The sequence below is a fragment of the Snodgrassella sp. M0351 genome, assembly GCF_016100575.1.
GTDB classification, from domain to species: domain Bacteria; phylum Pseudomonadota; class Gammaproteobacteria; order Burkholderiales; family Neisseriaceae; genus Snodgrassella; species Snodgrassella alvi.
In genome coordinates, this window is sequence record NZ_JACFSG010000005.1 from 36,366 (window position 1) to 47,277 (window position 10,912).

9 protein-coding genes and 1 pseudogene are annotated in these 10,912 nt (G+C 46.0%); 3 read left to right on the forward strand and 7 right to left on the reverse strand.

Translation table 11 applies throughout. From position 1 onward, the window contains the following. The first annotated feature begins 52 nt into the window (after positions 1-52). A complete protein-coding gene (locus H3V01_RS10455; protein ID WP_198186747.1) occupies positions 53-1,072 on the forward strand; it encodes a sulfate ABC transporter substrate-binding protein in 1,020 nt (339 codons plus the stop codon). Between the two features lie 97 nt (positions 1,073-1,169). Here the strand turns inward: H3V01_RS10455 and cysI are convergent, their stop codons facing one another. Further along, the gene (gene cysI, locus H3V01_RS10460; protein WP_198186748.1) at positions 1,170-2,939 is read right to left on the reverse strand and encodes an assimilatory sulfite reductase (NADPH) hemoprotein subunit; all 1,770 of its coding nucleotides are present in this window, start codon (positions 2,937-2,939) and stop codon (positions 1,170-1,172) included. A 166-nt stretch (positions 2,940-3,105) separates the two neighbouring features. Here cysI and H3V01_RS10465 point away from each other — a divergent pair, with 166 nt between their 5' ends. Further along, the gene (locus H3V01_RS10465; RefSeq protein WP_370570133.1) at positions 3,106-3,315 is read left to right on the forward strand and encodes a DUF1653 domain-containing protein; all 210 of its coding nucleotides are present in this window, start codon (positions 3,106-3,108) and stop codon (positions 3,313-3,315) included. A gap of 80 nt (positions 3,316-3,395) precedes the next feature. Here H3V01_RS10465 and mnmE read toward each other — a convergent pair whose 3' ends face one another. Then, on the reverse strand, positions 3,396-4,772 hold the full coding sequence (gene mnmE, locus H3V01_RS10470; RefSeq protein WP_198186750.1) for a tRNA uridine-5-carboxymethylaminomethyl(34) synthesis GTPase MnmE: 1,377 nt from the start codon (positions 4,770-4,772) through the stop codon (positions 3,396-3,398). Between the two features lie 72 nt (positions 4,773-4,844). Continuing rightward, positions 4,845-5,171 carry an FKBP-type peptidyl-prolyl cis-trans isomerase gene (locus H3V01_RS10475; RefSeq protein WP_025329671.1) on the reverse strand — a complete coding sequence of 109 codons (327 nt, stop codon included), beginning with the start codon at positions 5,169-5,171 and terminating at the stop codon, positions 4,845-4,847. Between the two features lie 103 nt (positions 5,172-5,274). Here H3V01_RS10475 and H3V01_RS10480 point away from each other — a divergent pair, with 103 nt between their 5' ends. After that, positions 5,275-6,213: a D-2-hydroxyacid dehydrogenase gene (locus tag H3V01_RS10480; RefSeq protein WP_198186751.1), complete on the forward strand. Its 939-nt coding sequence runs from the start codon at positions 5,275-5,277 to the stop codon at positions 6,211-6,213. A 3-nt stretch (positions 6,214-6,216) separates the two neighbouring features. On the opposite strand, the gene H3V01_RS10485 is transcribed toward H3V01_RS10480, so the two are convergent. The 4 genes and pseudogenes from H3V01_RS10485 to H3V01_RS10500 form a co-directional block, all read right to left on the reverse strand. After that, positions 6,217-7,404 (reverse strand): DUF2827 domain-containing protein, encoded by a 1,188-nt coding sequence (locus H3V01_RS10485; protein ID WP_025329669.1) that lies wholly within the window; start codon positions 7,402-7,404, stop codon positions 6,217-6,219. Positions 7,405-7,481: 77 nt separating this feature from the next. Then, positions 7,482-8,612 (reverse strand): DUF2827 domain-containing protein, encoded by a 1,131-nt coding sequence (locus H3V01_RS10490; protein WP_198186752.1) that lies wholly within the window; start codon positions 8,610-8,612, stop codon positions 7,482-7,484. 3 nt (positions 8,613-8,615) lie between these two features. Next, positions 8,616-9,761: a DUF2827 domain-containing protein gene (locus tag H3V01_RS10495; RefSeq protein WP_198186753.1), complete on the reverse strand. Its 1,146-nt coding sequence runs from the start codon at positions 9,759-9,761 to the stop codon at positions 8,616-8,618. Between the two features lie 96 nt (positions 9,762-9,857). After that, positions 9,858-10,912, reverse strand: a pseudogene (locus H3V01_RS10500) (YadA-like family protein); the annotation flags it as partial.

Below are 10,912 nucleotides of genomic sequence, written 5' to 3' on the forward strand. Positions count from 1 at the left end.
ACCCGCACCAGCATTGCTACATTAAAACATCGTCTAAAACCTATTTTCCGGCATGAATATATTCTGGCGCTACGGTCTGCTGGCAGCAATAATTGCAGGTCTGACATCTTGCGATAACAACTCCAGCAGCAGAGCAACACTGCTGAACGCTTCCTACGATGCTACACGTGAATTGTATCAGCACTACAATACTGATTTTGAAAACTACTGGTATCAGCAAACCGGTCAGAAAGTGCATATCCGCCAGTCCAACGGAGGTTCCAGTAAACAGGCTATTGCTGTACAGAATGGTCTTAAAGCCGATGTGGTGACACTGGCACTGGCCGGAGACATCAATGCTCTGAACCGTGGCAAAAAAACATTACTGCAACCGGACTGGCAGCAGCGTTTACCCCATAACAGCACCCCCTATACCTCTACCATTGTTTTTCTGGTGCGTAAGGGCAATCCCAAACACATCCGCGACTGGGGGGATCTGATCCATAACAATGTTCAGATTATCACACCTAATCCTAAAACATCCGGTGGTGCACGCTGGAATTTTCTCGCTGCATGGGCTTGGGCGAAGCATCAGCCAAACGGTAGTGATGCCAGTGCTCAGGCATATCTGCAAGCTTTACTCCGGCATGTACCCATGATGGACACCGGAGCACGTGCCGCTACTATCACCTTTACCCACCGCCAGCTCGGCGATGTATTACTGGCATGGGAAAATGAAGCCAGACTGGCACTCAAGCAGTCTCCTGACGAATTTGAAATCGTCACACCGTCACTTTCAATTTTATGTGAACCGCCGGTAGCCGTTGTTGACAGTAATGTTCTTACCCCGGATAAACGCCGGCTGGCCACTGCCTATCTGCAATATTTGTATAGCGACAGTGCCCAGCGTCTGATAGCACAAAGTTATTTCAGACCGGTGAATCCGAAAATCATGGCAGAATACCGGCACCAGTTTCCCAGCCTGCAACTGGTGACCATTGATAAAGAATTTGGTGGCTGGAAAGAAGCTCAACAACGCTTTTTCAGCGATGGCGGTATATTTGATCAGATTTATGCCAATCAGCAGCCGTAATCTGACACCATCCATACATAAAAATAGTCCGGACCTGTTATCAGATATCCGGACTGTTTAATTAAATCACAGAAATTTCTCTTTTCTGATTAGTCGTTTACACTGAAACTTTATCTGCATCCCAGAAATCTACTGCGGCATCCACTACCGGTTTAACAATACCGGTACGAATAGCAAAATCACCGAAATCCTCAGCATTATTACGCTCCTGTGCCCAGCGCGCAATCCAATCCTGCAAGATAGCCAGCACTTCATCAACTGTAATATTCTCGCGGAACAAACGCGGAATACGCGTACCAGCCCGGTTACCGCCAACGTACAGATTATAACGGCCGACTGCTTTGCCTATCAGCCCGATTTCGGCCAGTAACGCACGGCCGCAGTTATTCGGACAACCGGTTACCCGCAGAATAATATGCTCCTTAGACAAACCATATTGCACCATAAGTGCATCGACCTGATCAATGAAACCGGATAAAAACCGTTCAGATTCAGCCATCGCCAGCGGACAAGTTGGAAAAGCCACACAGGCCATACTGTTTTTACGCTGTTCCGTGATTTCATCGTCAATGAGTTTATATTTACGGGCAATCCGTTCAATTTCATCCTTATCTTCAGCATGCACACCGGCAATAATCACATTCTGATTCGCTGTCAGGCGGAAATCACCTTTATGAATTCTGGCTAATTCACGCATACCGGTTTTCAGCGGCCGGTCAGGATAGTCAAGTAAACGGCCGTTTTCAATAAATAAGGTCAGATGCCAGCGTTCGTCTTCCCCTTGTACCCAGCCAATGCGATCACCGCGCTCAGTGAGTTCATAAGGGCGGCTGGCAGCAAATTTAAAACCCTGCCGGCGCTCAACCTCCTCCTTAAATACTTCTGCGCCCACACGCTGCAAAGTGTAACGTGTACGTGCATTTTTGCGATCACTGCGATTACCCCAGTCGCGCTGGGTAGTAACCACAGCCTCAGCACAGCGTACTGCCTGTTCCACCGGAATAAAACCAAAATCCTTAGCGGTATTCGGGAATGTACGCTGATTACCATGATCAATAGACAGCCCGCCGCCTACCAGTACATTAAAACCAACAAGATGACCGCCCTCACCAATGGCGACAAAATTCAAATCATTGGCATGTAAATCCACATCATTCAGTGGCGGAATAACCAGGGCTGTTTTAAATTTACGTGGCAAATAAGTCTTACCGTTGATCGGTTCGACCGCATCATTACTCACACCATCTGACAATGGTGCAGCCGGTTCTGAACTAAGCACCTTTTCACCATCCAGCCAGATATCAGCATAAGCATGTGTTCGCGGCAGTAAATGCTCAGAAATCTTACACGCCCACTCATAGGCTTCACGATGCAAACTGCTTTCAATCGGGTTACTGGTGCACAGCACATTACGATTAATATCACCGGCGGTAGCGATTGAATCCAGACCGAGCTGATGCAGCCACTGATGCATCGGTTTAATATCAGGTTTCAGCACGCCATGAAACTGAAATGTCTGGCGTGTAGTCAGACGAATACTGCCATAAAGTGTATGTGCAGTAGCAAATTCATCAATTCCCAGCCATTGTTTCGGGGTAATAATTCCGCCGGGCAGACGGCAGCGCATCATTACATTTTTCAACGGTTCCAGTCTGGCTGCCTGTCGCTGGGCACGGACATCGCGGTCATCCTGCTCGTACATACCATGAAAACGAATCAGCTGAAAATTATCACCATTAAACCCGCCGGTAATCCCGTCATGTAAATCGGCAGCAATCTGCCCGTATAAATAATTACTTTCACCTTTCAGCCGTTCATTATCGGCCAATGGTGCATCTGGCATTCTGGCTCGCGGGTCATTATTCATTTACAGTATTCCTTAATATGGCATCTTGTTATAATTCATTCAAACCATTGTATAATTAATCGGCTTTCAGCCAAAAGAATACCGAGTTGTAATTAAAGAGATTTTAGTTATAACACCTCTGACAGCCGGCGCTCTCCGGCTGTATCTGACTATGCAGGAAATACCTATGCAACGAGGCATTTATCAGCACTATAAAGGCAGGCTTTATCAGGTTACCGGTACAGCACGCCACAGTGAAACCGAAGAAGAACTGGTTATTTACCAGTGCCTATACGGCGATTATTCAACCTGGGTACGTCCCAAAAGTATGTTTAAAGAAACCATAAGTGTTAACGGACAACTACTGCCAAGATTTGCTTTAATACAGCCTCTTTAACCACTAAAACAAAAAAGCACTAACTATCCGTTAAAATTGATAGTTAGTACTTTCATTTAGTAATAATAACTGTGTGAAATTTATTTACCGATACAAAAACGGCTGAATATAACGCCCAGCAAATCATCGGCACTGAATTCACCAGTAATCTCATTCAATGCATTCTGCGCCAGACGCAAATGCTCTGCAAACAATTCAATCTGATTTTCCTGACACATACTGGCATTTAACAGCTCCTCTTTAGCCTGTTCAAGCGCCTGAATGTGGCGTGTTCGTGCCAGAAAAAGCCCTTCACTTTCACCCTGCCAGCCTACCTGCTGCAATAAAGCCTGACGCAATAAGTCCAGCCCTTCACCGGTTCTGGCCGACAAAGCAATGACCTGACCGGCATCCGTGAATGCCTGCAATTTTCCCGTTTCACGTGAAACACAGCTGGCTGCTTCTCCTGTTAAATCAATCTTGTTGTGTACTTCGATTTTGTGCAAACTGGCCGGTAACTGCGCCAGAATTGCCGCAGTAGTGGCATTGAGTCCTTCACGCTGGTCAATCAATATCAGCGCTACATCTGCCTGCTGTACAGCCTGCTGACTGCGCTCAATACCAATACGTTCAACCACATCTTCTGTTTCACGCAGACCGGCTGTATCAATAATATGGACAGGTACCCCGTCCAGAGTAATCTGTTCCCTTACTGTATCCCTGGTTGTACCGGCGATATCAGTAACAATGGCTATATCGTCGCCAGCCAGTGCATTAAGCAAGCTTGATTTACCCACATTAGGCGCACCCACCAGTACCACATTCATTCCTTCACGCAGCAGTGCGCCCTGCTGTGCATGCTGTAATACCTTGTCCAGACAGTCACGTAACTGCTTAAGCTTGCCACTTGCATCTGCGGCTTGAAGAAAATCGATATCCTCCTCCGGAAAATCCAGAGTTGCCTCCACCAGCATACGCAAAGTAATCAGATCATCAACCAGCCGGTGAATTTCTTCAGAAAAAGCACCCTTCAAACTGCGTACCGCCATCCGTGCGGCCGACTGACTGGAAGCATCAATCAAATCAGCCACACTTTCTGCCTGTGCGAGATCCAGCTTATTATTTAAAAAGGCACGTTTAGTAAATTCACCCGGCTCTGCCAGCCGCGCACCCAGTTGCAAACAGCGCTGCAATAGCATCTGCAACACCACTGGTCCGCCATGCCCCTGCAACTCAATTACATCTTCACCGGTAAAGCTGGCCGGCTCTGCAAAATACAACAACAGACCATTATCAATAACCGCATCCTGCGCATCAACAAAATCGGTATACATCACTTTGCGCGGCACCGGTGTTTTTCCACCACTTAATTTTTGTGCCAGAGACAACAGATTTTTACCGGATAAACGTACTACGCCTACGCCACCACGTCCCGGAGCAGTCGCAATAGCAGCAATAGTCGGATTAGTTTCCATCATCAGAATCCCTGCTTATTAAAACAGTTCAGGCAGCCTGAAACAGCTGCCTGAGCAAAATCAGCGTGCAACAGCTTAATCATCAACCTGCAACAATTCCACATCAAAAATCAGTGTGGCATTAGGCGGAATCACACCACCCGCACCTCGGCTGCCATAAGCCATATGCGGCGGAATAGTCAGCTTGCGTTTGCCGCCTACCTTCATACCATTAAATCCTTCATCCCAGCCGGCAATAACCATACCCGCACCCAGAGTAAATGTTAACGGCTGCTGACGGGTAACACTGGAATCAAACACCGTACCGTCTTCCAGCATACCAGTATAATGTACCGTAATCTCCTTACCCTTTTGAGCTTCCGTACCCGTACCCTGCTGCAAATCTTCAATCACCAGATCCATATTCATTCATCCTTGATTAATAAATTAGCGTACACTGTAACACAGACACTCAACCCATGCATGTTATTGTCCATAGCAGGCTTTTCAATTAACAGGAGATAATATGACTACCAGCGAAATCGTTTTTCTGGACCGTGCAACCCTGCCCGAATATCCGTTTAACTTCAAATTTCCTCATCACATTACCAGCTATAGCCATACCAACCCGGATGAAGTAGCCGGCCGGATTGCTCAGGCAAATATTGTTGTATCCAATAAAGTGCGAATTAATGCCGAAGCTATTCGCAATAGTCCACAATTACAATTAATTGCGGTGCCGGCTACCGGCCTGGATCACATTGACCGGCAGACAGCACAACAACACAATGTCGGTATTCGTAATGTTCGCGGTTATGGAAACGATACGGTTGCCGAACATGCCATGATGCTGATTCTGGCACTGATGCGCCAGTTACCTGCTTATCAGCGTGATGTCGCTGCCGGCTTATGGGAAAACAGCCCTTTTTTCTGCCATTTCGGTGCACCTATACATGATTTGAACGGCAAAACACTGGGAATTTTCGGGAAGGGCGGTATCGGACAGGCTTTAGCTGCACGGGCGCAGGCATTCGGAATGCATGTTCTCTGGGGAGAACACAAAAACGCCAGCAGTTGCCGGGATGGCTATACCCCATTTACCCAGCTATTACAACAAGCTGATGTGGTTTCCCTGCATTGCCCGCTGAATGAACAAACCCGCAATATGATTGATGAAGCAGAATTAAAAATGATGAAGCCACAAGCCGTACTGATTAATGTCGGACGAGGTGGTCTGGTTGCAGAACAGCCACTGGTTGCGGCTTTGAAATATGGTCAGTTAGGCGGAGCAGGCGTAGATGTACTTAGCGAAGAACCACCGGTACATGGCAATCCGTTACTACGTGCTCACCTGCCTAACCTGATTATTACCCCGCATATAGCATGGGGCAGCGAAGAAGCCATACAGCGTATCTGTAGCATGCTGGAGGATAATATCAATACGTTTATGCAGGAAAATGCATAGGTATTAGCGAATTGGTCTGGCCATCAGTTCTGTCAGCAAGGCAGAATAGCTGGCCACCAAATCAGTATTATTCGGCAGGAAACGGGCAATCTGCTGTCGCTGGTCATATACGTAATGAGCAGCATTATAGGCATGGTCACTCATGGCGGCAAACAACTGTTTAGCACCTTCTTCCACGTTATTACCCTGATAATAATAGCCCAGATCTGAAATCAGTTCAGCATTATGAATCAAAGGGTAGCCCTGCCAGCACACTTCAAGATAAAAGTAATTAAGCGGATTTTCCCACTGGTGCGATATCACTGCATCCGTATTGGTTGCCAGAAATGTAGGCGTATCATAACGACCCAGAAATACTGACTTGCGATTTTTCACAATATCCAGCTGATTCATCAGCGCAATGAATTCCATGGATTTCTGAGCCATCGGTAAAGTATTACAAACCTGAAGAATATTAATGGCTTCAGGTTCAGTACGATAGGCCATTTCAGCAATCAGAATCGGATACAGGCAGAATTTAACTACATCTATATTCGGTTCCATTATTGACAAACGCCAGCCCTTACGGGATGTCGGAACCTGCCATAAACCCTGAAAAGGCATAGCGGCGGTTTTCTGAATCAGGAATACCGGACTCCACACAAAGGGTACAACACGCGCGTCATGGCGACGGAATACTTCAAAATATGCCTGACTGCAGTTTGCAACCTGCGGAATCATCCAGATATCATCATAGCGCTGATTAATAAACAGATTGGCGCCACCCATATTACGGGAAAACAAAATCGATTCCATCATATGGATATATTCAAAACCGCAGCAATAAGAAATCAGGCGCACACCCCGGTCTTTGATATAGGCCGTTTGCTCCGCGCTAATCTGCCCGCCCAGCTCGATCAATACATCTATCTGATCCTTGGCCTCAAGAAAGCTTTTAGTCGGCCATATCTCCAAATCCCATGGCAAACTTGATGTAACCGGTACGTCTGTTGTGTTTACCAGTACTACAGAATCTACATTAGGACAATTCTTCAATGCATCAGCAAGAAAAACAGCATTCTGTTTAATACCATTATTCCACAGAGTCTCCTTAGGATGACTCAGACCAATAGTAATCCCGATACGCAAGCGTGTGGGTGCAGCATCCTGACCATGGCTGGTAATTAAATTTGGATTATTAGATAAGTTCATAATTTCAATCGAAATGTTTTATTGCTGGCTGGTTTTATGTATACATTATACTAAAGAGTTGGCAAATTTAGTGTAATCTATGCCTTAAATAAAGATTCCAATGCCTCTGTATAACAGCGCACATTGTTTTCTGCTTCCGGATCAAGTGTTGCCAAAAAGGCTTTTGCACGTTCACGGTAACCGACAAGAATTTCATCATGCATTTTATATGCTTCTGCCAGTTTCTGCCCGCCTTCTTCGCAATCAAAATCATGATAACGGTATCCGCAATCGCCAATCAGATGCGAATTGTGGATTAGCGGGTAACCGCCATACAAAGCTTCATAATAAAGATAGTTCTGTGCATTTTCCCACTGATGGCAGACAATTGTGTCACAATAGCGCGATACAACCTGCCAGATCGGATAACGGCCTTCAAACGATGTCAGACCGTGACGAATAATATTCAGACTCTGGGCAAACAGATTAAAAGCATTCTGCTCTTTCAGATTCATGGTATTACAGGCATAGATATGCTCAATAAAATCCGGATTCAGCCGATGTGCATTTTCGCAGACCAGCATAGGTATATAACTGGTTTTTACCATACACATATTTGGCTCAAACAAACCAATACGCCAGCGTCTGCGGCCGGGCTGATACTCAAATTTCTCACCTTCCGGCAGTTTTTCACAAGCCTTATTCAGAATAACCGGACTCCACAAATGCGGCATAATTCTTACCGGAGTACGGAAAGTACTGGCAAAATAGGGCATACAGGTTTTCTCGTACTCAGGTAATGTCCATACCTCATCATACGGGGCACCTGTAATCAGTAATGCAGATGGCTTATCAAACAGCATGCGTTCAATATCAATTACATAGTCATTACCTACCCGCATACTGACTACTCTGCCGCCCTGAGCCTTGAAACTTATCATCCATTCCTTGGCCAGCTGAGCACTCATTTCAATCATGACGTCCAGCTCGTTCAGAGCACTGGCCATGTCAATTACCGGTACTGGTGAATCCTTCAGAAAATTCATCGCATCCTGCATATCACCGTCACCAGAACCGGCAACCAGTACTACATTACTGACAACCGGTGATTTCTGTAACAGCATTGCCAGAAACAGACAATTCTGAAATATGCCGTTTTCCCAAAGCGACTGTGCTCCTTTACGCACATAAATCGAAACACCTACACGAAGTGAAGACACCGACGACATGAGTTAATTCCTTAATAATTCTGGACGATCAGCACACAGATTAGACAACAGCTGCACATGAGCGGCGATATTGGCTTCAGTGAGAGGTGAAGTAGCTTTAAATAATGCCTGAGAAGCCTGACGCTGACTGCCCAGATTTTCTTCATGATGCTGCCAGGCAAAAATTAACTGTCTGCCCGCCTCTGCAGCATTAAAATCCGGATAATAATAGCCGGCACCAAACTCTTTTAACCATGGTGAATTATGAATCAAAGGATAATCACCATACAGTGCATCCAGATACAAATAATTCTGATCATTGCACCATTGATGTGAAACCACTGCATTAGCATGCTGTGCCATAAAACCGGCAATATCATGGCGGCCGTAAAAACAGGCTTTATGATCTTTTACCAGATTCAGTGAGTTGGCCAGATACAGCATCGTCAGATGATCTTTCATGTGCAGCGTATTGAGCACATGCATCATACCTATTGACTGTGGCTCTGCCCGGTAGGCCTCATCACAGGCCAGCATCGGAATGGATGAAGTTTTCACAACTGAAATATTGGGCTCGAAAATAGCCACATTCAACGGTGTTTTAACACCATCCTGCAGATTGCCGCGCCAGCCAAAATAGAAACCGTGCTCACTAATTTCCTGTTTGCGGCGAGATATAAACATCGGATCCCACAGATAGGGCGTAACATGTACCGGACAACGATACATTGTCCGCAACATCGGAATATAGTCCTTATCTTTAGGTAAAACCCATACTTCATCAGAACGATCTACGGGCGGAAAACTGGTTGGTTTTTCAAAGACATTGAATTCTGCCAGACCTACATAAGGCTGACCAACACAATAAAATACCACTTTTTTACCACGTGCCCGCTGCAAAGCCAGCCATTGCGGATTTAATGCACCGGCCAGTTCTATAATGACATCAAAAGCATCTTCAGCTTCGTGTTCCGACAACAGTCGCAAGTCAAACAGACTTAAATCAATTTGTTCGGCCATTCCCGGCTGCCCGCCCACATTAATCAGATCGACTGATTTAACAAACGGGATAGCCTTCAGGCTCTGAACCAAAAATATAATATTCTGACTCATACCATTTTCCCAGATATTCTGGTTGGCATGAGTAATAACAGAGATACCGATGCGCATATTAATCCGTATTTTAGTAAAAATGTAATTACTGATAAACAAATAAGACTTCCGGACTTCCACGGGAAGACCAGAAGTCTGCTTAATCAGGTTTTCTTACCACTTAAAGCCAAGTACAGAATTAACTGCAACCTCTTTACCTGTTGTGGAAACACCTGCACCCCATGTTATTTTGCCGTTTTTACTTGCTGCCTTATAGTTTACACCAATAGCACCATAGCCACGATATGCACCGACACCAACACCAACAGTCTGTTCACCACCATTCAGGGAAGGCAGATAAGCACCGGACAAGGCCATAGCCATTGCCGTTCCTGAATATGCACGGCGCTCAACACGGTGAACATTATCATTTATCTGGTTAACATATTCATTTATTCTGCTAACCTGATTATCAACACCTTTAAGCTGAGCCACGTTTACTGCATCAGTATCAGCCGTACCTGCCGCAACTCCGGTTATCTGACGATATACACCTTTCGATGCATCACCTACAGATACCGCACCTTCCGTACTCTTCGTTGCCCGGATCGCTGCTGCCTGCTGTGACGTTGCCGTTACCGGAATATAGCTTTCTATTCCGGCTGCCGTATTCGCTACTGAACCCGCACCAAGTGCTACGCCTCCGGTCTGTGTTACCTTAGCCTGACTACCCAGTGCCACAGCATTGGCTGACGGAGCACTTGCAGAATCACCGATTGCAACTGCCGATGTACCGCTGGCCATAGCTGCTCCGCCTACTGCGATAGAATCAGCACCCTGTGCAACTGAGGTTGCTTTTGCAGAATTACTTTTCACAAACTTAGTACCGTAATTCCTCAAATTTGCCAGTGCATCATCTACATTATCTGCCGATACCACACCTCCTGTCGGTGTAATACTATCGTATTTTGGCGGCTCAATACTGTTTGCACTCGGCTGGTAGGAAGTACCCAGACTAGACGCTGCGGTAGAAATCTGATTGGCTATACCTGTACTGATTGCCGTTGACAGACTGGCCAGTTCAGCATCTGAAACATTCCCCGTCGGCAGAGTATCTACTTTAGTTGACAGAGTACTCAGGCTACTTTGTACCGTCCACAACTGACCGGCATTAACCGCATCAAGAGAACCTTGAGCTATATTACCGGCTGCAATATTGGTAATCCGCT

Excerpts from the sequence above, each read along its gene's own strand:
- H3V01_RS10455 (WP_198186747.1), top strand. The coding sequence starts at position 53 with ATGAATATATTCTGGCGCTACGGTCTGCTGGCAGCAATAATTGCAGGT.
- cysI (WP_198186748.1), bottom strand. The coding sequence starts at position 2,939 with ATGAATAATGACCCGCGAGCCAGAATGCCAGATGCACCATTGGCCGAT.
- H3V01_RS10465 (WP_370570133.1), top strand. The coding sequence starts at position 3,106 with ATGCAACGAGGCATTTATCAGCACTATAAAGGCAGGCTTTATCAGGTT.
- mnmE (WP_198186750.1), bottom strand. The coding sequence starts at position 4,772 with ATGATGGAAACTAATCCGACTATTGCTGCTATTGCGACTGCTCCGGGA.
- H3V01_RS10475 (WP_025329671.1), bottom strand. The coding sequence starts at position 5,171 with ATGGATCTGGTGATTGAAGATTTGCAGCAGGGTACGGGTACGGAAGCT.
- H3V01_RS10480 (WP_198186751.1), top strand. The coding sequence starts at position 5,275 with ATGACTACCAGCGAAATCGTTTTTCTGGACCGTGCAACCCTGCCCGAA.
- H3V01_RS10485 (WP_025329669.1), bottom strand. The coding sequence starts at position 7,404 with ATGAACTTATCTAATAATCCAAATTTAATTACCAGCCATGGTCAGGAT.
- H3V01_RS10490 (WP_198186752.1), bottom strand. The coding sequence starts at position 8,612 with ATGTCGTCGGTGTCTTCACTTCGTGTAGGTGTTTCGATTTATGTGCGT.
- H3V01_RS10495 (WP_198186753.1), bottom strand. The coding sequence starts at position 9,761 with ATGCGCATCGGTATCTCTGTTATTACTCATGCCAACCAGAATATCTGG.